This is a genomic window from Ornithinibacillus caprae (genome assembly GCF_009728145.1).
In the GTDB taxonomy this organism is placed as follows: Bacteria; Bacillota; Bacilli; order Bacillales; family Amphibacillaceae; genus Ornithinibacillus; species Ornithinibacillus caprae.
On record NZ_WOCA01000003.1, the window covers coordinates 70,057 to 92,841 of the forward strand.

29 protein-coding genes and 2 pseudogenes are annotated in these 22,785 nt (G+C 35.1%); 6 read left to right on the plus strand and 25 right to left on the minus strand.

The window, feature by feature from the left end; all coding sequences use genetic code 11:
- Positions 1 to 5 precede the first annotated feature (5 nt).
- On the minus strand, positions 6 to 1,910 hold the full coding sequence (locus GMD78_RS05225; RefSeq protein WP_196493735.1) for a heavy metal translocating P-type ATPase: 1,905 nt from the start codon (positions 1,908 to 1,910) through the stop codon (positions 6 to 8).
- A gap of 50 nt (positions 1,911 to 1,960) precedes the next feature.
- A complete protein-coding gene (locus GMD78_RS05230; RefSeq protein ID WP_155667690.1) occupies positions 1,961 to 2,182 on the minus strand; it encodes a heavy-metal-associated domain-containing protein in 222 nt (73 codons plus the stop codon).
- A 340-nt stretch (positions 2,183 to 2,522) separates the two neighbouring features.
- Between GMD78_RS05230 and GMD78_RS05235 the strand changes: the two genes are divergently transcribed.
- Positions 2,523 to 3,758, plus strand: a complete 1,236-nt coding sequence (locus tag GMD78_RS05235; RefSeq protein ID WP_343042157.1) for a helix-turn-helix domain-containing protein — start codon at positions 2,523 to 2,525, stop codon at positions 3,756 to 3,758.
- 20 nt (positions 3,759 to 3,778) lie between these two features.
- A complete protein-coding gene (locus GMD78_RS05240) occupies positions 3,779 to 3,925 on the plus strand; it encodes a hypothetical protein (RefSeq protein ID WP_155667692.1) in 147 nt (48 codons plus the stop codon).
- Positions 3,926 to 4,021: 96 nt separating this feature from the next.
- On the opposite strand, the gene GMD78_RS05245 is transcribed toward GMD78_RS05240, so the two are convergent.
- Positions 4,022 to 4,309, minus strand: a complete 288-nt coding sequence (locus GMD78_RS05245; protein WP_155667693.1) for a hypothetical protein — start codon at positions 4,307 to 4,309, stop codon at positions 4,022 to 4,024.
- Positions 4,310 to 4,499: 190 nt separating this feature from the next.
- Between GMD78_RS05245 and GMD78_RS05250 the strand changes: the two genes are divergently transcribed.
- On the plus strand, positions 4,500 to 4,868 hold the full coding sequence (locus GMD78_RS05250) for a hypothetical protein (protein WP_155667694.1): 369 nt from the start codon (positions 4,500 to 4,502) through the stop codon (positions 4,866 to 4,868).
- On the plus strand, positions 4,817 to 5,617 hold the full coding sequence (gene yidC / locus GMD78_RS05255) for a membrane protein insertase YidC (RefSeq protein WP_155667695.1): 801 nt from the start codon (positions 4,817 to 4,819) through the stop codon (positions 5,615 to 5,617). Before GMD78_RS05250 ends, yidC begins: the two co-directional genes overlap by 52 nt.
- Positions 5,618 to 6,432: 815 nt before the next feature.
- Here yidC and GMD78_RS05260 read toward each other — a convergent pair.
- From GMD78_RS05260 to GMD78_RS05270, 3 genes are all read right to left on the minus strand, one after another.
- Positions 6,433 to 7,353, minus strand: a complete 921-nt coding sequence (locus tag GMD78_RS05260) for an aminoglycoside phosphotransferase family protein (protein WP_155667696.1) — start codon at positions 7,351 to 7,353, stop codon at positions 6,433 to 6,435.
- A 119-nt stretch (positions 7,354 to 7,472) separates the two neighbouring features.
- Complete coding sequence (locus GMD78_RS05265; protein WP_155667697.1) at positions 7,473 to 7,742, minus strand: DUF1292 domain-containing protein; 270 nt, start codon at positions 7,740 to 7,742, stop codon at positions 7,473 to 7,475.
- Positions 7,743 to 7,849: 107 nt separating this feature from the next.
- Complete coding sequence (locus GMD78_RS05270; RefSeq protein WP_246187570.1) at positions 7,850 to 8,029, minus strand: hypothetical protein; 180 nt, start codon at positions 8,027 to 8,029, stop codon at positions 7,850 to 7,852.
- Positions 8,030 to 8,168: 139 nt separating this feature from the next.
- Here GMD78_RS05270 and GMD78_RS05275 point away from each other — a divergent pair, with 139 nt between their 5' ends.
- Positions 8,169 to 8,621: a hypothetical protein gene (locus GMD78_RS05275; protein WP_155667699.1), complete on the plus strand. Its 453-nt coding sequence runs from the start codon at positions 8,169 to 8,171 to the stop codon at positions 8,619 to 8,621.
- 67 nt (positions 8,622 to 8,688) lie between these two features.
- On the opposite strand, the gene GMD78_RS05280 is transcribed toward GMD78_RS05275, so the two are convergent.
- The 9 genes and pseudogenes from GMD78_RS05280 to GMD78_RS05320 all read right to left on the minus strand — a co-directional run bounded on the left by GMD78_RS05280 (position 8,689) and on the right by GMD78_RS05320 (position 15,343).
- Positions 8,689 to 8,946, minus strand: coding sequence for a hypothetical protein (locus tag GMD78_RS05280; protein WP_155667700.1), 258 nt, complete (start codon positions 8,944 to 8,946; stop codon positions 8,689 to 8,691).
- Positions 8,947 to 8,970: 24 nt separating this feature from the next.
- Positions 8,971 to 9,786 carry an aminoglycoside adenylyltransferase domain-containing protein gene (locus GMD78_RS05285; RefSeq protein ID WP_155667701.1) on the minus strand — a complete coding sequence of 272 codons (816 nt, stop codon included), beginning with the start codon at positions 9,784 to 9,786 and terminating at the stop codon, positions 8,971 to 8,973.
- Positions 9,787 to 10,346: 560 nt separating this feature from the next.
- On the minus strand, positions 10,347 to 10,886 hold the full coding sequence (locus GMD78_RS05290; protein ID WP_155667702.1) for a hypothetical protein: 540 nt from the start codon (positions 10,884 to 10,886) through the stop codon (positions 10,347 to 10,349).
- 30 nt (positions 10,887 to 10,916) lie between these two features.
- Positions 10,917 to 11,882 (minus strand): quinone oxidoreductase family protein, encoded by a 966-nt coding sequence (locus tag GMD78_RS05295; RefSeq protein ID WP_155667703.1) that lies wholly within the window; start codon positions 11,880 to 11,882, stop codon positions 10,917 to 10,919.
- Between the two features lie 29 nt (positions 11,883 to 11,911).
- Complete coding sequence (locus tag GMD78_RS05300) at positions 11,912 to 12,421, minus strand: GNAT family N-acetyltransferase (RefSeq protein ID WP_155667704.1); 510 nt, start codon at positions 12,419 to 12,421, stop codon at positions 11,912 to 11,914.
- Between the two features lie 27 nt (positions 12,422 to 12,448).
- Positions 12,449 to 13,219 carry a GNAT family N-acetyltransferase gene (locus GMD78_RS05305; RefSeq protein WP_155667705.1) on the minus strand — a complete coding sequence of 257 codons (771 nt, stop codon included), beginning with the start codon at positions 13,217 to 13,219 and terminating at the stop codon, positions 12,449 to 12,451.
- Between the two features lie 69 nt (positions 13,220 to 13,288).
- Positions 13,289 to 13,723 carry a hypothetical protein gene (locus GMD78_RS05310; RefSeq protein WP_155667706.1) on the minus strand — a complete coding sequence of 145 codons (435 nt, stop codon included), beginning with the start codon at positions 13,721 to 13,723 and terminating at the stop codon, positions 13,289 to 13,291.
- A 327-nt stretch (positions 13,724 to 14,050) separates the two neighbouring features.
- Complete coding sequence (locus tag GMD78_RS05315; protein ID WP_246187571.1) at positions 14,051 to 14,638, minus strand: DapH/DapD/GlmU-related protein; 588 nt, start codon at positions 14,636 to 14,638, stop codon at positions 14,051 to 14,053.
- A gap of 1 nt (position 14,639) precedes the next feature.
- Positions 14,640 to 15,343: pseudogene (locus GMD78_RS05320) on the minus strand (SDR family oxidoreductase).
- Between the two features lie 164 nt (positions 15,344 to 15,507).
- Here GMD78_RS05320 and GMD78_RS05325 point away from each other — a divergent pair.
- Positions 15,508 to 16,407: a LysR family transcriptional regulator gene (locus GMD78_RS05325; protein WP_155667707.1), complete on the plus strand. Its 900-nt coding sequence runs from the start codon at positions 15,508 to 15,510 to the stop codon at positions 16,405 to 16,407.
- A 171-nt stretch (positions 16,408 to 16,578) separates the two neighbouring features.
- Here the strand turns inward: GMD78_RS05325 and yiaA are convergent, their stop codons facing one another.
- From yiaA to GMD78_RS21825, 10 genes and pseudogenes are all read right to left on the minus strand, one after another.
- Positions 16,579 to 17,049: an inner membrane protein YiaA gene (yiaA, locus tag GMD78_RS05330; RefSeq protein WP_343042135.1), complete on the minus strand. Its 471-nt coding sequence runs from the start codon at positions 17,047 to 17,049 to the stop codon at positions 16,579 to 16,581.
- A 208-nt stretch (positions 17,050 to 17,257) separates the two neighbouring features.
- The gene (locus GMD78_RS05335; protein WP_155667708.1) at positions 17,258 to 18,172 is read right to left on the minus strand and encodes an aminoglycoside phosphotransferase family protein; all 915 of its coding nucleotides are present in this window, start codon (positions 18,170 to 18,172) and stop codon (positions 17,258 to 17,260) included.
- A 308-nt stretch (positions 18,173 to 18,480) separates the two neighbouring features.
- Positions 18,481 to 18,831, minus strand: coding sequence for a DUF2200 domain-containing protein (locus GMD78_RS05340; protein WP_155667709.1), 351 nt, complete (start codon positions 18,829 to 18,831; stop codon positions 18,481 to 18,483).
- 110 nt (positions 18,832 to 18,941) lie between these two features.
- Positions 18,942 to 19,340 carry a VOC family protein gene (locus tag GMD78_RS05345; protein ID WP_343042158.1) on the minus strand — a complete coding sequence of 133 codons (399 nt, stop codon included), beginning with the start codon at positions 19,338 to 19,340 and terminating at the stop codon, positions 18,942 to 18,944.
- Between the two features lie 43 nt (positions 19,341 to 19,383).
- Entirely contained in the window at positions 19,384 to 19,881 is a 498-nt protein-coding gene (locus GMD78_RS05350; RefSeq protein ID WP_155667711.1) for an SRPBCC family protein, read from the minus strand.
- Between the two features lie 21 nt (positions 19,882 to 19,902).
- Positions 19,903 to 20,241: an ArsR/SmtB family transcription factor gene (locus GMD78_RS05355; RefSeq protein ID WP_155667712.1), complete on the minus strand. Its 339-nt coding sequence runs from the start codon at positions 20,239 to 20,241 to the stop codon at positions 19,903 to 19,905.
- Positions 20,242 to 20,452: 211 nt separating this feature from the next.
- Positions 20,453 to 20,890 carry a VOC family protein gene (locus GMD78_RS05360; protein ID WP_155667713.1) on the minus strand — a complete coding sequence of 146 codons (438 nt, stop codon included), beginning with the start codon at positions 20,888 to 20,890 and terminating at the stop codon, positions 20,453 to 20,455.
- A 237-nt stretch (positions 20,891 to 21,127) separates the two neighbouring features.
- Complete coding sequence (locus GMD78_RS05365; protein WP_155667714.1) at positions 21,128 to 21,580, minus strand: hypothetical protein; 453 nt, start codon at positions 21,578 to 21,580, stop codon at positions 21,128 to 21,130.
- Positions 21,581 to 21,633: 53 nt separating this feature from the next.
- The gene (locus GMD78_RS05370) at positions 21,634 to 22,290 is read right to left on the minus strand and encodes an HAD family hydrolase (RefSeq protein ID WP_155668035.1); all 657 of its coding nucleotides are present in this window, start codon (positions 22,288 to 22,290) and stop codon (positions 21,634 to 21,636) included.
- A gap of 144 nt (positions 22,291 to 22,434) precedes the next feature.
- Positions 22,435 to 22,665: pseudogene (locus tag GMD78_RS21825) on the minus strand (hypothetical protein).
- Positions 22,666 to 22,785: the final 120 nt, after the last annotated feature.

The following is a 22,785-nucleotide window of genomic DNA, read 5'->3' on the forward strand; positions in this document are numbered from 1 at the left end:
CTCCTCTACTCGTTATATCCTAAGCTTACCACATTATCTAAATCTTCTTCTATTGTAGTATTTTTATGATTAAAACGAATCAAACGCATGGCATTTAGTATAACAAGTAAGACACTTGCTTCATGGATGAACATGCCTGATGCTAAATGGACAGATCCTATTAAAACGCCAAATAATAGAAGAAATACCGTACCTACAGCAAAATACGTATTTTGCTTCATGTTACGAATGGTTGCTTTCGATAGCGAATAGGCATGAGAAAACTGCATCAGTTTATCTGCCATTAATACAACATCCGCTGTTTCCATGGATACCTCTGTTCCACCTTCGCCCATTGCCAGACCAATATCAGCAGTCGCAATTGCAGGTGCATCATTAATCCCATCTCCAGCCATCGAAACGACATGCCCTTGTTCTTTTAATTGTTTAACATATTCTACCTTATCTTCTGGTAGCATTTCAGCATGGTACTCATCTAGCCCTAACTGATTGGCAACTAACTCAGCTGTATATTGGTTATCCCCTGTTAGCATAATGATCTTCTTGATGCCATTTTTTCTCATCTCCGCTAAAGCTTTTGGTGCATCTTCACGGACTTGATCAGCAATCGAAAAAATCCCTTCTATCCTTCCATCTACTGCAGCAAAAATCACTGTGTTACCTAATCTTTCCCTAGCTACAGCATAATGCTCTATTTCGCCTATAATTTCAATTACTTCTTCATCTATTAGGTTACGATTTCCTACTACAACATGATGTCCATCCACTTTTGCTCGAATTCCATTCCCTTTGATAATTTCACCTTCTGCAGGGGTTTTCATATCATATCCCTTGGAACGAGCTTCTTTAACAATGGTTTTCCCAAGATGGTGTTCAGATATCATTTCGGCTTGTGCTACGATTCGAAGTAACTGTTCTCTTTCAAACCTACCGAATGTCATAATTTCCGTAACCTCAGGTTTTCCTTTCGTAAGGGTACCAGTTTTATCAAATAGGAGTGTGTCCACTTTTGAAAAAGTATCCATTATCTCCCCACCTTTAACCAGAACACCGTGTTTGGCCCCATTTCCAATTCCAGCTACATTGGAGACAGGTGCACCAATGACTAGAGCTCCTGGACAGGCTACCACTAAAAAGGTTATCGCTAGATGAAGATCTTTTGTTATGACATAGACAATGATTGATAGCAAAACAACTGCGGGTGTGTATACATTAGAGAACCGATCTAAAAATTTTTCAGTTTTCGTTTTGGATTCTTGCGCTTCTTCTACGAGTTCAATTATTTTTGCAAAGGTTGTTTCATCTCCAACCCTTTCCGCTATCACTTCCACATACCCACTATCGACAATTGTTCCACTGTATACGTTATCCGCTAATTTTTTCACAACCGGGGTGCTTTCCCCAGTCACACTAGCTTCGACGATGGATGCTTGACCTGCTACAATTCTTCCATCCACCGGAACTTTTCCACCAGATCGGATGATAATACGCTCCCCCTCATCAACTTGTTCCACCGGTACCACGGTTTGCTCTCCATTTCGAATGACAATAGCTTCCTGTGGTGCCATTTCTACTAATTCCTTTAGGGATGAGCGTGTTTTTTCTAGTGTACGTGCTTCTAAATATGCTCCAAATAAAAATAAAAAAGTAACAACTGCAGACTCCACATATTCGCCGATAAACAACGCACCAACAACTGCGATTGTAACTAGTAATTCAATGCTAAAGGCTTTCATTCGTACTGCTTGATAGGCTTTGATCACGATCGGAACACTTGCAATGCATGTTGCAAAAATCAAACCAACATCTTTTAACTGAGAAAGTTCAAGCCTACCAGCAACAAAACTAGCGACGATTGCTATACCAGCTAGTGCAGTAAGATAGTTTTTATGTTTCGTAGTTATTTTCATCAGGTGACTAACCCCCTTTCTGCTTAGGAATAGCCCGCGAAGGCTATTCCTTAAGAAACTTTTGAAGCTAGTACTGGATAGCCTAACTTCTCAATGATTTGTTCGATGTGACTAGAAGTGGTCCTTTTTTCATCAAATTGTACCTTCACCTTACTGGCATTGAATAATACTTTTGCTGATTCTATTCCATCCATTTTATCAAGAGTTGATTCAATCTTTTTAATACAAGATGGACAAGTTAATGCTTCTAATTGGAATACTGCTTTGGTCATTTCCATTACCTCCTTATTTTCTACATCTTCATTGTAAAAGAGGTCATAAAAAAATAACTTGATGCACATCAAGTTATGAAAATTACGTTTCCGTTCTATGTTCGATGTTTATCTACCCAAACCCCGACCAAACTCAAAATACAATACAATTTGTCGAATCATGTAATTTTCTTGAATAAAATAACTCCATCCCTTATAAAAAGCATGACAAAACTACCATTTAGTCAGACAAATTTCCCAATACCAAAGATACTGTATTAATGGTACATTTATAATAAGGCCACCTTTAAAAAAATAAAAAAGAGGGTGAGGGAAAATTAATAAGGATGTTGGTAATCGAATAAAATATCATAGATTAAAATTAAACATGACACAATCGGAACTAGCAGATGGGATTGTTTCTATTCCTTACCTATCAAAAATTGAAAATGGTTATGCAGAACCTTCACAGGAAATAATAAATTTACTATGTGAAAAATTAGACATTCAACCATTAATTGAAGAACAAGGTCACTTGGTCTTATTATGTAAAACATGGTTTAAAGACCTATTTTATAGCAATATGAAGGATATCGATCAAAACTTTTTACAGATAGAAAAAAACATTGATTTAATATCAAACCAAGACTTGTTAAATCTTTTTGAGCTACATAAGCTTAGGTATTTTATACTGATAAAAAATAAAAAGGCTGCCTATGAACAATTTATTTGGTTAGAAAAACAATCCAAGCACTTTACAGAAACAAACCTTTACTACTGGCATAAATTCTCTGGTTATTATCATTTCACAAAATCAGCTTACCCTAAAGCATTAAAACGATTTCAGCTTGCAGAAAACTTCCTTGCCAATGCCTACCATTTACAATCTGAAGAAAAAAATAGTTTATTTTATATGATTGCACTATCAGCAAGCTATTCTAGAAAAACGTATCTATCCATCACTTATGCTAATGAAGCATTGGATAACTATCAAAAAAGCTATAACCAAGAAAAGTGTGGTCAATGTCATATTTTACTTGGTATTTCGTTTTTGCGAATACATGAGATGGAAAACGCTCTTCAAAGCTATCGAAATGCAGAGAATATTGCCCGACTTACCCATGATAACAATCTTTTAGCGATCGCAGTACAAAATATTGGCAATCTGAACTCCATCATTAATAAATCACAAGAGGCTATTGATTATTACCTAGAAAGTTATAAACTAAGGGATAAGAGCCCCATAGAAAAGAAAATCGTTCCAATTGCTAGTTTAATGAAAGAGCATTATAAACGTCATGATATTTATAATTCCAAGAGGTGGCTACAAGAAGGACTAGAGATCATATCCCAAGGGAATTTAGATTCCTTCTATACACTGGAATTTCAACTCTATGAACAATTGATTAATGGAGATAACACATCTTTAGATCAAATAATTCTTAAAAAGATCATTCCCTATCTAGAAGAAAGGGAATTACATTATGAAAAATTCTCCTATCTAAAAATATTGGCTGATTACTATTTTAATAATAGGAAATACAAATTATCAGCCAGCTACTATAATCATGCATTAAATGTAAGAAACAAAATTTAATAATTATGTGGAGGTTTATAATGAAAAAGTTAATTGCTATTTCTTTTGTATCATTCGCTCTAATTTTATCAGGACTTTCTGCAAGTAATGTAAACCATACCATCATACTTGCAGATGAAGAACATCCTGACCATGATAGTTCAGATCCTGGTGAGGGTGGTCATTAACACAGCTAAAATTGTTTCATGGAAAAGCGCCCAATGGACGCTTTTTCTTTTTTTATGGTGAAAGCGTATTCTTTTTTTGTGTAAGGCAAACCTTTTTTACCCTTCATTAATCCGCTGTTTACAATTCCAGCAAACGAGAGACTTTTCACTCCTATAGTTAGCATAAAAATAATCACTAATTTCGATATCAATATTGTCCTTGGCATCCATCGGTTCAAGGACCTTATAAATCACCAAGCTTACTGGCGATTCACCACCAGTTAATTTATATATATCCTCTTTATGCTCCAGTACTTTTACCTTATTGTATTTACTGTTCCGACTTTTACTTATATACGTTTTACCTACTACTGGGAATTCTAATTGTCTCATTTTCTCATGCACAGAAAAATCCCTCCCGTATATAATTTGTATCTAATTATATGCGGGGATAAGCTTGGTTCTTTCCTGCATTTTTCTAAGTAGAATTGAAGTAAAATATGGAAGTATGCCCTGCTGACGACACTTGTTAAAAACTGAAACCTATTTTATGATAGATACGTATTACTTAAAAACAAAAAGGAGGTGAATACAGATGTTTTTAGAAATGATTAATGATTTCGCTAACGAATTTTCCCCACTCTACCTATATGTAAGTGCCGTGTTGTCAATCTTTTACTTGAATCGATTTTATAATGGGGTTCACCACAGTGTATGGGAAAATCATCTCCATATTCGAAAGTGGCATGAAATTCAGATTCAGCTACTGCCTAACCAAATCATGATTCCTAGGTTGATAGAATTTCGCAACTGGATCGCAATCAAAACAAAGCGAATAGAAGCTCCAGATGATGATACAGATGCAGATTCCTTCTCATTATTTCAAGCAATGAAATTACGAGGAGGAAAACAATGGAGAAAACATCCGTATTCACTTTCATTCGAAAATATAGCGTTATTTTAGGAGTTCTTTTCTTATTTATTTTATCCGGGTGTCAAGGGACACCGGTCGATCCCACGGAGGCAAGTTCAGGAGGATTCTTTAATCAAGTATTTGTAATACCATTTTCTGAGTTAATAAAATGGATTGCTGGTATTTTTCATGATAGCTATGGCCTGTCAATCATCATTATTACGTTGGCAATACGCCTAGCATTGATGCCGTTCTTTTTAAAACAAACGAAAAGCAGTATGCAAATGAAAGAAAAAATGCAAGTTATGAAGCCTGATATGGACGCATTGCAGGAAAAGTATCGTGGAAAAACAGATCCAGAATCCAAATCAAAAATGCAACAAGAGATGATGCAACTGTATCAAAAGCATAACATGAGTCCAATGGCAGCCTTTGGCGGATGCCTACCAATGCTACTTCAGCTACCGATCTTGATTGGCTTCTTTTATGCGATCCGCCAAACACCGGAAATTGCAACACATTCCTTTTTATGGTTTGACTTAGGTCAGACAGATATTATTCTGACTTTAATCGCGGTTGCTGTCTATTTTGCGCAATTTAAAGTATCACAAATGAACATGGATCCAAATATGAAGAAGCAAATGGCTATCATGGGATGGATCTCCCCGATTATGATTGGAGTATTTTCTCTTTCAGCACCAGCAGCATTACCACTGTACTGGGCAGTCGGAGGATTATTCTTAATGGTGCAAACGTACGTTGCTCGTAAAGTTTATACCACTGCTGAAAGTACAGCTTAATATATATTAGGAAAACAGGACAAACTGGAGGTTTGTCCTGTTTAATTTTTTTATAAGTTACCGTTTGGCGGTTGCTCTGCTTCGGATGGGCACTCATAACGCCTATGAGTTACCATTTGACGGTTCTCCTGCTTCGGATGGGCACTCATTACGGCTTTAAGTTACCGTTTGACGGTTCTTCTGCCTCGGATGGGCACTCATAATGGCTTTGAGTTACCTTTTGGCGATTGTTCACACTTCGGATGGGCACTCATAATGGCTATGAGTTACCTTTTGGCGATTACTCCGCTTCGGATGGGCACTCATTACGGCCATGAGTTACCGTTTGGCTGTTGCTCCACTTCGGATAGGCACTCATTACGGCTTTGAGTTACCGTTTGACGGTTCTCCTGCTTCGGATAGGCACTCATTACGGCTTTGAGTTACCGTTTGACGGTTCTCCTGCTTCGGATGGGCACTCATAACGGCCATGAGTTACCGTTTGGCGGTTGCTCCGCTTCGGATGGGCACTCATAACGATGATGAGTTACCGTTTGACGGTTCTCCTGCTTCGGATGGGCACTCATAATGGCTTTGAGTTACCGTTTGGCGGTTGCTCCGCTTCGGATGGGCACTCATAACGACGATGAGTTACCGTTTGGCTGTTGCTCCGCTTCGGATGGGCACTCATAATGGCTTTGAGTTACCGTTTGACGGTTCTCCTGCTTCGGATGGGCACTCATAACGGCCATGAGTTACCGTTTGGCGATTGCTCCGCTTCGGATGGGCACTCATAACGGCCATGAGTTACCGTTCTTCATCCGGGCACCCACTCATTATCTCGAAGAATCATACCACTTTGGAATAATGTTTCGAAAAGAATCATGGTCCTCAATAACTTCTAATGAATATATTAAAAGTTTTTCAAATGATTCTGGTCCTTGCCTATTTCCCCAAACGATTGCTGAGACCACATGCATGGCACTGTATAGCGCGTATAATTTCCAGAATTCATCCGTAACGTTATGATTGTGATAACCATCAATAATACCTTTTGTAAATTCAATACTTACATGCTTGGAAAAGAAACCTAATTTATGTAGATCGTGAACAGGGTCACCCCAATCCATCCGCTGAAAATCTATGATTCCAGCGAATTCCTTATCTTTTATAAGTAGATTAGATGGATGGAAGTCATCGTGTTGAAATGTATTTGGTCGATCGAGCATGAGATGTTCGTGCTTGTGAATATAGGCTTCAAGCAATTCTTTAATCTGTTCTTCAATGGAAATATCTTTTAGCTCTTGTAAATACTTTTCACTCTTCTTTTTCTTAATCGAGTACCAGGAAGGATAATCTGCGGGCGCATTCACTTGGTGTAGTTTTTTCAATTCTACTCCAGCAACATATCCAGCATTGTATTGCTCTTCTTCGGTTAACTTACTCAATGCTTCCTCCCCATCCTCCCCAGGAAGATAAGTTAGGAGCATGTAGCTCGTATGAAAGTCATGTACTGTATTAAATTCGATAGCCTTTGGGACGTATGTGGAATAGTTGGATGCAAGTTTGATCACCTCAAATTCCTGTTTTCTTCTTGCTTCATCTTCACTGGTAAACGTTCTTAACAGATACGAGTCATCGATAATATACTTCTTATCATGGGAAAACCCTTTTTCAAGTTGTTTTACTGAAGTAGCATTTTTTAAGTGAGGGTTGTACTCCAAGAGGTAACTTATGATATCATCTTTTACTTTCATGGCTTCACTCCTTATTAGGTTAGAAACTAAAAAGAAGTAACCTAGCAACGATTACTTCTTTTTGAGACGAATATAAGTATAATTTTATTGTTCATTACTGTCAATCTTTTCTGAAAGTATTAGCCTTCATCTGCTAATAGCGCATCATAAGCTGCAGAAACCTTATCAAATTCCTCATCACTTTCAATTGCGCTTAGGTCTCCGTCTGCTTCTACTTTGAGAAAGAAGATATCAATTTCCTCCTCATTTCCTCCCTTTAGGTCTTCTGTAAAAGCAACTGCAATATAATCTGTTCCTTCTAAGGTCACCTTAGCAAGCACTTCTACCTCTTGGTCTTCAGTGTTTTCATCACTAATAGTAAATACCTCTCCTACTTTAATTTCATCCATTAATTAGTCCTCCTTCTGGTAAAGTCCTAATTCTATGGTTACCTTTAATGCTGAATTTAATCCTTCATTATCTGATGAATTTTCATATGAGTGTGAAGGTGGACTTCTCACCACACATCTAGCCAATTCCCAATTACTCTCCCAAGCCCACGCATCCCCCAAAATAAAAGCCTTATCGGGAACAGTAGAACTTCTGGAATCCATATCAGGATATCTGCGATTAGGTCAAGTATGGAATAATTTTCTTTATGCTTTAACCTATTTCCCTTATCCCGCCATTTTATCAAAAAATATTCCCCCATGTTTTACAATGTATATTTTCATACGTTTGAGCCTTGAAAATGATTCATCTATTGGCTTTACTATTTTTTACGCGCTAAGTAGGATATACTAATAAATATACTTTACTTACTACCAGGAGGTACCATGCTTACATTTGAAGAAAAACTTGCTATTATTGAATCTTTTCCAGAGCTTAAGCGTCATGATGTTTCACTTGGCAGAGTTAATTTCCATTATGAAGAAAGTGTGATGGACAAAAAAATCGTAGTTTATCGTCTCCATCCAAACGGTAACGGCTTTGTTTATGCAGAGTTAATTGATGATGACTATGATGTTGATAGTAAAGGAATGGTGAACATTCGTGACTTTTCAGAGGAAGAGCTTAGAAAAGTGATCAAACAATCGATTGATTCCCTATCTGAACAAGAGCCTTTTGAAGAAACATGGATCAATAAGGAAAATCAAACACTTAAACTCGTACATGATTTTGACTTATGGAATGTTTATGCTGGTGACATGCTCGATGCTACTCATACAACCTATGAGGCCGCAGCTGACTATTTACAGCAAGAAGGATTTAGAAGGTTGGAAAAGTAACTTATTGCAGGAAAAAATATACATGTAACAAAATGCACCTTAAAATGAGGTGCGTTTTGTTTGTACGTCATGAGAAAACTGCAAAAGGGAAAAATAAATAATAATCATCAACGAAACTTATCAAGAGATACCATATTACAACTGAAACCAGACTAAAAAACAAATAATTGATTTTCTTCCTTAGTAAATTCAAAGACTTTGCTATCCCTAACACTAGAAATAAAACTGCACCTAATAATACATATAATCCAATTGAAAAGGCGGAAATAAAGCTTAAAAAGTAAAAGAACAAAGCTCCAAAATAAGAGGCCATCGCATTCTTCATGTCCCATCCTCCCTCCCCAATTTATTATGTAGACATTAATTGATTACAAAAACCTATTAAATACTTGGAGAATCGTAACATACAGTCAATTCTATCTTCTTCCGATTTAAATAAGCTTGTTCCTCTATTTTCACGGATATTTATTGCTTCTTGAATCATCGTGTGCCAATCAGCTGGCAGATGGACTAATCCATATCTTCCTGCACCGAGCTTAGAAATGATGTCTCTTTCCCTTACGGTGTAGTATTGACGTAGCAATCCTAAAATTGTCCATTCAACTTCTTTGTCTATTTCCTCTTTAGTCGAAATATCCAGTAATTCCTCTACTGACTTTTCCAGTCTTTGAACACGATTTAACCAGTAAGAATTCATATTTTCTAGTACATATGAAACTAAATCCTCTTTGTTAGCCTTCAAATTTAAATCAGTTGGTCTTTGCCCTAAAATATTAATTCCCTTCGTTTTTAATAGCCACCATGTAACTGGATTAAATTGTGTACTATATCCAATTTCTCCACCATTGTAAAAAGGGTATGAACGATGATCAAACGTTTCATCCTTACCTAGGTCCTCCCAAACGATGTAAGAACCATCCATTTCTGGCCATATGTATTTGTTAGAAATAATTTTATGGATTTCCGTCATGACAACAATTTCATCATTTGATAGTCGATTTTTGGTGATTGCAATAAAATCGATATCACTTGAATTATTTGTATATGCATCAAGCACAATTGAACCGTGCAGGTATAATCCTTCAAGTGTGTGTGGTAATCGTTCATTCCATAAATACATATAATCATTGAGTAAATTGAGAACGACGTTTGGAATTCTATTCATGTGATTTGCTCCTGGGTTTTAATCTATTTGTTGATTGAAAGCTATAACTACTCTCCATCACGTTAAAAAATAAAAATACAAGTCCAATGTAAATAACAGTAGCAACGGAAAAGAAAGCTATACCTGAAAGTAACTTTTCTCTTGTGTAATTACCAAAGAAAAAATGTAACATGGTTATCGGGTACGATATAACAGCAATAAGATAGTGTAGTTTTTTCGTTTGAATATAACCCCTCCTGCACGTTTATTGCTATTACATACGTTTGAGGATTTGATTTGTTTCTACAATTATATTATGAATCTATCAAGAGTCGATATTTCTTTCAACATTGATCCGCTTCGCTAATTTAGTTGGTTCCTCATTCCGCTATTCCCTAAAAATCACCAATTTAGAGCATGTTTTCGGTTCCTCGTTCCGTTATTTGCCTCTTTCTACTCCAAAATCTATTGCTTATGTGCTATTAGCGGAATCACGATCCGCTTCACCCTACTATATGCAACTTTTTTTCCTTTTAACGGAACCAGGATCCGCTCCACCACCCTATAGGATCCTCATTCCACTATTCTATTAAAATTTCAATCTCATCTTCGTTTTCTTCCACTAAATCATTCAGCAATTGATTTGCTCGTTCATCATATTCTTCCACATTATCGCCCGGTTCACCTAGAATTTCATGCACATAAGCATTGATATATGCAACTGTAGTAGTTGTTATTTCAATATACTTTTCGTAATATTCTCCTGGGTCCATTCCAAGTTTTTTTGCTTGTGGTTCAGCGAATTCACGAATAGATTTTGCAGTGGGGTTATCTATATCATCAGGTGGATAGCCACCACGTGCTTCAATGGTTTCTTTTATTTCTTTGGATACATCGAGATTCATTTTTTTAGCTTCTTGGACGGCTAACTCAGCTTTAACAACCCCGTCAATCACATCCAGCAATTTCTGATCTTGATATAAAAAGCGCAGCTCACCAATTGTTATTTCTTCTCCTCTAACGATGGCTGCAACATCTTCATCGTTATACTTTATCGAATTAGTACAACCAATAAGAAATATAAAGCTAACAAAAACAACGAAGCTAATCAATTTATTCATTGATTAAACCTCCCATCTTAAAGCAATAATCTATATTTTAATCAAAACTTTTCCATGATAATTTCTACTTTCAATTAATTTATGCGCCTGTGCAACATCCTCTAGATTAAATATATGTGCAATCGGAATAGAAATTTTGTTAGAAGCAAATAAACCCAAAACCTTTTCTGCGACAGGAGCTAATTGTTCTGGATTGTGCTTTCTAGTTGTTCCTAAGCTGAAACCTTTAATATTCCTACAACTACTATGTACGTCACTAGTTTTGAAAGTACCAGCTTTACCACTACTATTACCAAATTGAACAAGCGTACCGTAAAATGCTAAGCACCCTAGACTTCTACTCGTTACCTCTCCGGCAACTGAATCAAAGATGACATTAGCACCTTGATTATTCGTCTGTTTTAAAACTTCTTCTGTAAACGTTTCATAGGTGCAAACGACATCAACACCTAATTTTTTTACATAGCTTTCTTTCTCTAGGTTCCCGACAGTTCCAATTATTTTCTGAACCCCCAATAATTTAGCTAATTGAACTAGTGTTGACCCTACTCCACCAGCAGCGCTATGTATGACGATCGTATCTGTTGGTTTTACTTGTCCAATATCATGTAAAAGAATGTAAGATAATATAGATACGGTTGGCAAGGTTGCAGCCTGCTCTAATTCAAGATGTTCAGGAATTTTAAATACTAATAGTTCATTCGCAACTACATACTCTGCGTATGATCCGCTCGTTGGAAAAGCTATCACACGGTCTCCTTTTGAAAGGTTCGAATTTGTTGGAGCCTTTTCAACAGTCCCTGCCACATCCAATCCAAGTATTAAAGGAAATTTACCTTTCCCTTTATTTCCTACACGCTTTTTAATATCAGCATAATTTACACTTGTATAGGCTGCTTTTATCAAGACTTCGTTCTCCCCTATTTTTGGTATATCAATATCTTCGTATGAAAGTACATTCACATCACCAAATTCACGTTGGATTACTGCTTTCATTTCTATATCCCCCTCAAAACTCCAAATGATTAGGATTCAAAAACCAAGATTGGACCATTCCACTTTTCATTATTAACTATTTTTTCGTTGAACGACTTACTAGTTGAATAATCTAATATGATTTTTTTCCAGAATTCATACGCTGGTTTATTATTTTCAGTTTGTTTAATTTCCCATGTCCCTTGAAACTGATCAAATAGAGAATACGCCACTTTTCTACCCACACCTCTATGTCTAAACTTCCTCATGATAAAAAAATCACTGATTACATGTGTCTTTTCTGCTGTACTATATGTAACAAATTCTCTTGGTACATCGACGATCATCAGTGCAAAACCTGCAATTTCACCGTCGACTCGTACTATAAAAGGACGACGATAATCCTCAGTCCATTGATGATCGAGATATTTATAATTGTATAGTCCGTGCTGATTTAAAACATGTCCATCAAATTCACTGCTATCATACCGATATAACTGAATCAAATGGCTAAGGGTGGACTTATCTTCATATGGAGCTATTGATAACGAAACGTCCATTTGCGCTCTCCCCCTAAAAATAACTTGCTATTTTTTCTCGATAAAGTACGTATCATACGATTCTTTTAATATGTAACCTAGTTTCTCGGCTAACATAACCGATTCAGTATTCGCTCCATCCCAACTAGGGTACTTTCCCCTATCCAGACAATCGACGATCAAGGCAGCTGCTGTTATAGTTGCTAACCCTTTTCTTCTATGATTAGGGTGACTAGCAACTTCAATCTCAATTCCATCATCATAAATACTGTAGGACGTTGCTGCAGAAACAACCTGTCCTTCGTGTAAAATTGCGTAGCCCACTCCTCTATCTAAAAAATCATCAATAGAATCAAATTGGCTTACAAAGTCTTCCGAAAGTTCATGGAAAGAAGGTGCGATTGCAATATGTTTATCAACTCTTTTAAGAACGTATTCTTCTGGCAGTGTAGACGTTAAGCTCATTAATTGCGCTCGATCTAGATGCTTTGGTTTCTTTTCAAACCTATATCGTTGAAACTTCTCCGTTGAACCATGATGTACTGTTTCTATACGATCTTTCCATTCCTCTTTGTCAACAATCGCTAAAGTAAAATCAGGAAGATTAAAAAGTAATTCTTCCGCTTCCTTCGCATAAGGATTCCCAGCAAAAAACACAAAAATGCCCACAGTTATCTGAGCAACCGTTGGATTCTCAAGATCATCCACCCATGCAGTCCCCATATGTCCTTGGAGATATGATCGTATTATCGTACTATCGATATTCTCAAACATTGAGACTAATTTTTTTCTTGTTTCACTATTCGCTTCAATAATCATTCAGTTCCTTCTTTCTAGTGTTAGTTATTACTTGATCATCTTTACATTAGTTCACTTATCTAGAAACATTCATTTCATCTTTTCCAAAATTAAATAATCCCTTGTTTTTAATATGGAAATATCGTGTTTCTCTGCAAACTTTAATAAATGTTCATACGCCGTTGGTGGCTCTAAAACTGCTAATCTAATATTAATTCCTTTATCTATTTCTATAATGGCAGCTTTTTTTGCCCATCCCACTCGTATAAATTTCAATTGAATGATTTGAGACGGGTAAATTTCCTTTTTGATAATGGATTTGGAGAAATATAATATCTCGTATACTAGCTGTTCATCCATGATTTTAAACTTAAACCGAATAGATGCTATTCCGACAGCTATCAGCAAAACCAATATAGGTATAAGTAAAGACCTACCAAAGTTCTCCGATAATACATGCCATAATAGGAGAACAAAAATGGCATTAAAAATAGATAGCCTCCCAGGTGTTATGTTATAGACCATATACCTTTTCCCCTCTTTTAAATTCAACTCCTATGGTTAATATTCCCTACTTCCATACTAACATAATATTCCAAAATATTATTGAATTTTGTCAAATAATAAAAAGGCATTAATTCCGATTACATAACTTTGAAATTACAGGTTAAATACCAGTTCACACAAAAAAGGCTGGGTAAATTCAAGAAACCCAACCTTTATAAATTATAATCTGTATAGTAGTTATACAGTAAAAGAACCTGTAGTTTAAGGTCTGTCACAATCAAATGGTGCAAATCTATGGTGACACAACCTATCTTTTTGAAAAATGTTACCAAAACTTAATCTACATTAATTATTTATTTCTTTAACAGCTTTTGCTGGTACTCCTGCAACAACAGTATTTTCTGGGACATCCTTAGTAACAACAGCTCCTGCCGCAACTACAGAGTTGTCACCAATCATCACACCAGGTAGAATTGTTGCGCTTGACCTAACCCATACATTTTCACCAATTACAACTGGAGAGGGATATGTTGTGTTTCTTGTTTCTGAAGGTAACCCATGATTAAGTGTAGCAATCGTGACATTCATGCCCAGCATTGAACCATTCCCTATACTTATTCCACCTCTATCTAGGAATGAACATCCAGTGTTCAAAAACACGTTCTTTCCAATAGTGATATTTTTTCCAAAGTCTGTATAAAATGGTGGAAAACACGTAAACGACGGATCAACTTTGCTACCAGTTATTTCACTAAAAATCTCTACTATTTCCACTTGTGAATGATAGGATGTATTCAATTCCATTGTGACCTTTTGGGCTTCAAAACTACATTGAGTTAACAGTCCATGTAATTCCTTGTCCTCCCCCGAAATGGGATTGCCTTTCTTACAAAAATCTATAAATTCCTTCATGTCCATTTTAAAATCACCCATTTTACACTTCTTGATTTGTTGGTCGAATTATCATATCACTAACTGATACTCTTTCAGGTGTATCAATGACATAAGCAACTGCTTGAGCAATATCTTCCGCAACTAGTCCCCACTCTCTTTGGGCTTTATGAAGTTCATCTGAAACCTTTTTATCACTAATTGTCTTATATAGTTCAGTCTGAACCGCACCTGGTGATGCAATTGTTGATTTGATATTATTTTCCCGTTGTTCCTGTCGTAGTCCTTCCATAATTGCTCTTACTGCAAATTTTGTACCACAATAAACTGCAGAGTCTGGATAGACAACATGACCAGCAACTGAATCGGTCGAGATAATATGCCCTGACTTTTGTTCAACCATTTTAGGAAGTGCAGCAGCAATTCCATTTAGAACACCCATTACATTTATGTCCAGCATGTTTTTCCACTCATCCCGTTTTGCCTCAACTAACGGTGCTGTTGGCATGATCCGGCATTATTAAAGAGAACATCTATTTTACCGTATTCAGAAATAGCCAAATCAACGACTTGTTGTACTTCATCATAATTTGAAACATCAGCTTTCTTATAGACAATGTGTGCATTAGGAAGAGATTCTCTAATCTCCTTTAAGTTATCCTCTCTACGTGCTGCTAGTACTAATTTAGCCCCCTTTTCAGCTAAATTTTTTGCGGTTGCTTCACCAATTCCGCTAGAAGCACCCATGATATAATAATCACCTTATCCTTAATAGCCATTATAAATCCTCCTTTAAAGATTTATCATTTTCAATTAAATCATAAAATGATACAATTCAAATATCAAATACCTATATCAAATATACTCATATACCTTTCGGGCATGCTAATAATAAGGAGAGATAGATTGTTATGGAAATCCGAGTGTTACGCTATTTCATTGCAGTAGCGTATGAAGAGAATATTTCATCTGCTGCAAAACAGCTACATCTAACCCAACCTACATTATCCAGACAATTAAGAGACCTTGAGACAGAATTAGGAACAACTTTATTTGTAAGAGGAAATCGAAAGGTCACATTAACAGACGAAGGGATATTTTTATTAAAAAAAGCAAAAGAAATTGTTGAGTTAGCAGATAAAACCGAGGCCAGTTTAAAGGAATCAAAAGAAATTATTAGTGGTGATATTTACATTGGTGGTGGTGAAACAGATGCTATGCGTTTTATTGCTAGAACATCAAAAGAATTAATTGAAAATTATCCAGGTATTCGATTTCATTTATACAGTGGTAATGCTGATGATATTAAAAGTAAATTAGATAGTGGATTGATAGACTTCGGTGTTGTTATAGAACCAACAGATAAACAGAAATACGATTATATACAATTACCTGCTACAGATGTTTGGGGAGTTTTAATGCGTAGAGATAGCCCACTAGCAAACAAGCAGTTCATTCAGCCATTAGATTTAATGGATAAACCACTTTTAATTTCACGTCAAACTACTGTCAGTAATGAATTATCGGGATGGTTGGGACAAAATATCGAGAATTTTAATATTGTGGGAACGTATAATCTGATTTACAATGCTGCATTAATGGTTGAAGAAAATATTGGATACGCCTTATGCTTAGATAAACTAATCAACACATCAGGAAATAGTAACCTTTGCTTTAAACCATTTCATCCTAGATCAGAAGCTAACTTAAATATTATCTGGAAAAAACATCAAGTATTTTCTAAGGCAGCAAATAAGTTTTTAGATCAGCTTCGAAATAATATCGAATTGTACACTTCTAAAAATAGTTAGGTAGAACAAACCTAAATAAAAAATGCGACTCTTATCAGAATCGCATAGGTAAAATTTTCTCATATTATATAACCTAATATCATTACCACTCTTACAAAGAAATATTATAGTACTCCCGAAAATGTATCATGTCAGTATCCCTGATTCCAGTTAGCCAATATGCTCGACTAATTATTCTTTTTTTCTAGCTTTTTGTGAATCTCTAATATTTTTCTGAACGGTTATTGCGGCGAATAAACTAAGAACAAATGCCATACCATAAAAACCCTTCTCACTTAGAGTAATGCTACCAGCGTTATATAAACCAACTGCCATTAGCACTATAGCTACAATTAATGCAACCCAACTAACACCATAATATATGTTGGTAACAGGCACACCTTCTTCTTTATCTCTTACCGTTTTCTGCAAGGATATGGCAGCATATAATCCAAAAACTAAAACAGCAAAATAATATCCTTTTTCATTTAACTGCATTGCTGCATTATACAAGCCAATCAAATAAGCTACAACACCAATTAATAATGCTGCCCAAGATGCCCCTTTAAATGCAGGAGTTGGATCACCTTCCACTCTTTTTATTTCAGGTTTGGGTTTCTCGAGTTCATCTTTTTCTAATAAAACATCATTTTGCTCAGACACAACATTGCCCCCTTTTGAAAAAATATCTTCTTTTAATCTAAAAATTCACATATCATAACAATTCCATAATAACATAATATCCCACTATAATTATCGAAATTTTTCAAAAGGGATTAATCTATTTTTTTATTGTTTTCAAATCATCTTCAACTCTAGTATAAGAGTGCTTACTCACATAGCTATAAGGTTTTAAAAAGAGTATACAAATTTATGGGTTATACCACTTAGGTTTAATACTGTTGAAATAATCATGGTCTTCTAAAATTATCTCGATTCTTTCTAAGGCATCATCAAATGAGTTAGGGTCATTATTTGAAGTCCAAACTATGGTTGAAAATATATTCATTGCAGAATATAAGGAATACAATTTCCAAAAATAGTCTTCAGGTTGAGTTGAGAAATAACCCTCAATTTGCCCTATAACAAATGGCACGCTAATTCTTCTACTAAACAAAGATAGATTATAGAAATCATGATATGGATCACCGTAATCGTATCCATTAAAATCAATAATCCCTTTATATTTATAATCAGAAAGTATTATATGTTCCAAATGAAAATCGTCATGTAGCAAAGTATTAGGTCTATCGGTTATTAACTTTATATTATTTTCAATAAAACTAATGATTTTACTATCATCTTTATGTTTAAAATTGCCGATCTTATATTCATTTAGGTAATATCTATATTTCTTGCTTTGTCTATCTTCCCATTTAGATACATAAGAAGGGGCATTTATTTTATGTATTTTATATAATTCCTTACCAGCCTCTAAACCAATTTGATATTGGATACTATTAGAACATCTTTTGAATGCTTCAATTGCAGGAGTTCCTTCAATATATTCTATTACCATAAAGCAAATGTTATCATTTCTTATATCACTAAATAAAATAGGTTTTTGTGAACGAATATTCCTTTCTTGTAACTCTTGAAGCAACTTATATTCCGCTTCCCTTTTTTGATAATATTTTATGTCTGAAATACGTAAAAGATATTTATTTCTTCCCTTTATAACTATGTATTTATCATCAGGTGAATAACCCTTTTCGACTTTTTCCACGCTTGAATAACCATTAAGGAATGATATTCTATCCATTACATTTTCAATCCCGTAATGCATTTTCTTCCTCCCTGTACACAGACTTTAATTAATCATTGTTGTTTAAATGTCCTGCCCAGTTTGTTTGAAAAGGAACAACTTGTCTTAGTTGAATTTTTTTATAATTAACTCTGCAATAGCCAAGCTAATAACAATACATACACCTGGTATTATAAACCTACACCCCTCAATACTAACACAATATTCCAAAAATAATAGTAAACAATTAAACAAGTCGATCAATTGATGATCGACTTGTTTAATTACTGCACCCATTTAAGTACACTTCTTTTTACATTTTAAAATCAGTGTTTCTTCGTTTTTAATTATTATTTCCGCAAAATCTTATCCATCGCTTTTCCTTTTGCTAACTCATCTATCAACTTGTCCAAATAGCGAATTTCCTTCATAGTTGGTTCTTCTATGTCTTCCACTCGTACTCCGCAGATCACACCTTTGATCAAAGCCCGTGAAGAATTCAGTTGGGGAGCTTCTGCAAAAAATGTCTCAAGGTCTGACTGTTTTTCCAATTGTGCTTCTAACTCTTCCTGGCTATACCCTGTCAACCAACGGATGATTTCATCGACTTCCGCTTTGGTACGCCCTTTTTTCTCCGCCTTTGTAATATATAGGGGATAGACTTTTGAAAAACTCATTGTATATATCTTGGGATTGTTCATGATACATCCTACCTTATATGGTTTTATTTTATCGAAAAATATTCTGGTTCAAACAAAATAACCATCCTTGCAACCATCAATTGAATACGATGATTTTTCCTTCAATAAGATTATTTAGGTAAATCAAGCTGCCAAGACACTCCGAAACGATCAACTAGCCAGCCAAATTTCTTACTGAAACCATAATCGCCAATAGACATAAGGGCTCCTCCACCATCAATCAATTTTTGATAAAGATTGTCAATTTCTTCTTCTGTATCGCAAGTAACATAGATTGAAAATGATGGTGTGAAGGAAAATTCATGTCTTATGTCACTGTCAATACACATAAATTCCTGCCCTTTTAATGAAAAAACTCCTTTCATTACTGTTCCTTCTTCCCCAGCTTCATTGACTCCATATCGGACTATACTTTTAATTTCTGAATCCCTAATTAGCGATGTATAATAATTCATCGCTTCTTCTACTTTTCCGTCTTGAAACATTAAAAACGGTGTAACTTTAGAAATTTTTATCCACCTTATAATAGTTTTTTATAATCCTTGTAGGTCATCAACCTTTATAGCTAATAGATCCAGTTTCAACTAGTTCTTTGAGCCCCATAAACATTAAGTTCCAACCATGTTCAGACTCATCTTTATACTCTCCTAGAGCTTTTTCCATATCTGCTTTTGTCCAGTTTTCTTCTTTGGCAACATGTATAAGCTGGGTAAAAATCATTTCACAGCCTGTGGAAATTTCTTTTAACTCAACGGTTATTGTATCTTTTAACTCACTAAATTGAGGCATTTTAAAAGTAAATACCAATTTTTTAGGAGGATCAATTTCAAGGTACTCTCCTACTGCTCGATAATCCATTCCATCTCTATGGTCCACGATTTCCCAAGTTCCTCCTACTTTGGGGTCATTATGTGCAACCTTATTCGTTCCTTCTAATGTAAAAAACCACTTTTTCATCATTAAAGGATTCAACCATGCGTCAAAAACTCTTTCAGGTTTTACATTAAATTCTCTTTTCATTGTTAATGTTGTAGTTGAGATGTTGTTCATAAATTTCCCCCTTCCGATAATTTAGTGTTCTTTCTTCTTAGCTTTCAATAACTCACTTTCCAGAAGATCAAAACGATCGCTCCAAAATTTTTCATAAAAACGAAGCCATTCAGTAGCTTGAGCTAAAGATTCAGTATTTAAGCGACATATGTGAGTTCTTCCTTTTACACTCCTTTCCATTAAATTTGCTCTCTCGAGAACCTTAATATGCTTTGAAATACCAGCAAGGGACATATCAAAAGGCTTTGCTAATTCAGAAACTGTCCTTTCCTTTTGCGCCATCATTTGAACCATTTCTCTTCTTGTTGAATCAGCTAAAGCATGAAAAATATTATTTAAATGATTATCATTATAGTTCATGTAGTTAAATATAACAGATATAATCCCTTTATTCAACCAATTGGTTAAATATAAAACATTTCTATTTCTCATGCACTAAAGAAGTGTAATTTTAGTTCTTCCATAAACTGACAAATTGTTGAGTGCAAATTAAAAAACATTCTTCAATTCTTCTGTTTCGTTAGTTCAATAACTTTAAACATCAGCCAGATGCCTATGAAGTATCCTAAATTTATTTGATTTGCTCCGCTAACTCTAAAATAATTCCTTCTGGTCCACGAACGTAGCATAATTTATAAGCGTTTTGGTAGTTTTGTATCTCACCAATAAGTTCCGCGCCTTTCTTTTTCAAATTTGCAACAAGGGTTTCAATATCTTCAACAGCAAAAGCTATATGCCGGATACCAAGCGTATTTGCCAAAGGATGCTGAATGCCATTTTCATCTGTTGGTGTGTGAAATTTTACTAGTTCTATATTCGCCTCACCGTCTGGCGTTCGCAACATTACAACCTCCTCTTTAACTTCTTGAAGCCCTATTATCCGCTCCACCCACTCACCTTCCACTTCTCCTTCCCCTAGCATTTCAAGGCCAAAGTCAAGAAAAAATGCTTTCGCGGCTGGAAGGTCATTGACGATTATACCCACATGATCTATTCTATTGATCTTCATATCTCATACCTCCTATCTTTTTATTATTTTGCAATATCCTATATTCTTGTGTTTAATTTGCTTCAATTCGCTTAAAAAAGAAAATATCCTTCTTCAACTAACTTGCCCAGTAGTTGAAATCCTTAACACTTCAATAATAATATAATATTCCAAAAATAAATTGAAAACGAAAAGGCGATCGTGGATAAGACCGACTTGTTTAACTATTGAGCCCGTTTGTTGAAAGTAGAGGTTTGTTTATTCTTCAGTTCTTCCATCTAATGACCAATAACCACCAACTAATCCAGCGTCATCTACCCCATAAGGAAACGAAGTACCACCTACAACCTTATCTTCCACAACGTAAACATAGACATAAACTTTACCTTTTGATTTTACGCCATCACAACATTCCCAATTGTCCAATGGGTGATTCTTGACAATGAATTTTTCAACATCTACCATTTTTCCAACATATAGTTTAGCGTCATTGCCTGGCATCTTCCAATAAAAGCTATAAGGCATTGTTTCAATTTTACTTTCTATAATTTTGTAACTTTCTTGGTGTTGTTCATACGAAATTACTTTATAACCTTGTTGTTCAAGATATTCTTTTGCAAGCGCAGCAGTTTCTGATAAATCTTTTTCCTGACAGCCAGTTAAACCTAATAATAATGCAACAAACAATAAAAGCATCTTATAAAATTTCATTCCCCGCTTTATTGGATTTTTTTCTTGTTTAACTCCTGTGCTGCAATGAATTACTATGTTAAATATCTTAATAATCTATCAAAAGAATTAATCTCGGCATATGGCTTTATTTCGGTATCATTCTTTATCATATGAGGATTGAACCATATGCCCTTTATATTTGCATTTTGACAACCACTAATATCCTTTTCTAAATCATCGCCAACGAACAATGTGGCTTCAGGTTGCACATTAAGCTTATTTAATGCTAATTCAAATATGCGTTTGTCAGGCTTACTAAATCCTACTTCTTCAGAAATAATTATTATTTCAAAACAACTATCTAAATTAGTGTTTATTATTTTTGCTTTTTGTCTCTGAGATGAGCCGTTTGTTATAATTGCAACTTTTACTTGCTCCTTTATCGTATTTACGATATTTATAGTATTTTGGTCAATAGAGAAACAATGAGGAAAATTATTATTCCAAAATTCTTGAATATAATTGCGTGGCAATCTATATTTTGGTGGAAATTCATCAAAGAATGATTCCAAAACTTTTGTTTTATCACTATAGCCACAGTTTTTATTATCATATTGTTTGAATTTTTGCCACATCTCATTTTTCACTGATTGCTTAACATCCTCATAACACTTTTCAAAAATAATTAAAAACATTTTATCTACTGCCCTATCCCTATTAAGTAAGGTATCATCTAAATCAAATAGCATTGCTTTATAATCTCTCAAATAACTTCACATCCTTTCTTACATTAAATATAAAGCCCTAGTTCGAACCTTCAAAATTTCGGTTTACCAGAAAATATCATCTTCAACTATCGCACTCGTTCGTTTAAGTACATTTGAAACCACCAGTTATCCAAAGTGATTATGAAACCACCAAACAATAAGAATCATACTCGCTATTCCCCAAGCTGTGGTACTCCCTATCCACCAAATTATGGATTTAGCTTATGTTGAACTTTCCTCGTCTTCCGTATTTGATTTTATAAAAGCGAGCTTACTTTCCATACCTTTTTTCATAGAAGTGAGAACAACCAATCCGATTAATATGAAACTAATAGTTATCCAGAGTAATAAGTCCACCTTTTATACCTCCCTTTATTTGTGAATTACTTTCTTTTCAATCTTCTTTATTCAATTACCCTGCTGGTTTAGTTCAAAAACCGATTGTTCTTTTTGAGCTAATTATTGCGCCCTTTACTT

Coding starts and splice junctions, on each gene's coding strand:
- GMD78_RS05295 (WP_155667703.1), bottom strand. CDS start 11,882: ATGAAAGCAGTAATCCAACGTGAATTTGGTGATGTGAATGTACTTTCA.
- GMD78_RS05285 (WP_155667701.1), bottom strand. CDS start 9,786: ATGAATAGAATTCCAAACGTCGTTCTCAATTTACTCAATGATTATATG.
- GMD78_RS05355 (WP_155667712.1), bottom strand. CDS start 20,241: ATGAACTATAATGATAATCATTTAAATAATATTTTTCATGCTTTAGCT.
- GMD78_RS05335 (WP_155667708.1), bottom strand. CDS start 18,172: ATGCATTACGGGATTGAAAATGTAATGGATAGAATATCATTCCTTAAT.
- GMD78_RS05225 (WP_196493735.1), bottom strand. CDS start 1,910: ATGAAAATAACTACGAAACATAAAAACTATCTTACTGCACTAGCTGGT.
- GMD78_RS05350 (WP_155667711.1), bottom strand. CDS start 19,881: ATGAACAACATCTCAACTACAACATTAACAATGAAAAGAGAATTTAAT.
- GMD78_RS05325 (WP_155667707.1), top strand. CDS start 15,508: ATGGAAATCCGAGTGTTACGCTATTTCATTGCAGTAGCGTATGAAGAG.
- GMD78_RS05260 (WP_155667696.1), bottom strand. CDS start 7,353: ATGAAAGTAAAAGATGATATCATAAGTTACCTCTTGGAGTACAACCCT.
- GMD78_RS05280 (WP_155667700.1), bottom strand. CDS start 8,946: ATGAAGAATGCGATGGCCTCTTATTTTGGAGCTTTGTTCTTTTACTTT.
- GMD78_RS05360 (WP_155667713.1), bottom strand. CDS start 20,890: ATGAAGATCAATAGAATAGATCATGTGGGTATAATCGTCAATGACCTT.
- GMD78_RS05315 (WP_246187571.1), bottom strand. CDS start 14,638: ATGGGTGATTTTAAAATGGACATGAAGGAATTTATAGATTTTTGTAAG.
- GMD78_RS05310 (WP_155667706.1), bottom strand. CDS start 13,723: ATGGTCTATAACATAACACCTGGGAGGCTATCTATTTTTAATGCCATT.
- GMD78_RS05230 (WP_155667690.1), bottom strand. CDS start 2,182: ATGACCAAAGCAGTATTCCAATTAGAAGCATTAACTTGTCCATCTTGT.
- yidC (WP_155667695.1), top strand. CDS start 4,817: ATGGAGAAAACATCCGTATTCACTTTCATTCGAAAATATAGCGTTATT.
- GMD78_RS05365 (WP_155667714.1), bottom strand. CDS start 21,580: ATGAAATTTTATAAGATGCTTTTATTGTTTGTTGCATTATTATTAGGT.
- GMD78_RS05240 (WP_155667692.1), top strand. CDS start 3,779: ATGAAAAAGTTAATTGCTATTTCTTTTGTATCATTCGCTCTAATTTTA.
- GMD78_RS05265 (WP_155667697.1), bottom strand. CDS start 7,742: ATGGATGAAATTAAAGTAGGAGAGGTATTTACTATTAGTGATGAAAAC.
- GMD78_RS05300 (WP_155667704.1), bottom strand. CDS start 12,421: ATGGACGTTTCGTTATCAATAGCTCCATATGAAGATAAGTCCACCCTT.
- GMD78_RS05340 (WP_155667709.1), bottom strand. CDS start 18,831: ATGAACAATCCCAAGATATATACAATGAGTTTTTCAAAAGTCTATCCC.
- GMD78_RS05250 (WP_155667694.1), top strand. CDS start 4,500: ATGTTTTTAGAAATGATTAATGATTTCGCTAACGAATTTTCCCCACTC.
- GMD78_RS05275 (WP_155667699.1), top strand. CDS start 8,169: ATGCTTACATTTGAAGAAAAACTTGCTATTATTGAATCTTTTCCAGAG.
- GMD78_RS05370 (WP_155668035.1), bottom strand. CDS start 22,290: ATGCTATTTGATTTAGATGATACCTTACTTAATAGGGATAGGGCAGTA.
- GMD78_RS05290 (WP_155667702.1), bottom strand. CDS start 10,886: ATGAATAAATTGATTAGCTTCGTTGTTTTTGTTAGCTTTATATTTCTT.
- GMD78_RS05305 (WP_155667705.1), bottom strand. CDS start 13,219: ATGATTATTGAAGCGAATAGTGAAACAAGAAAAAAATTAGTCTCAATG.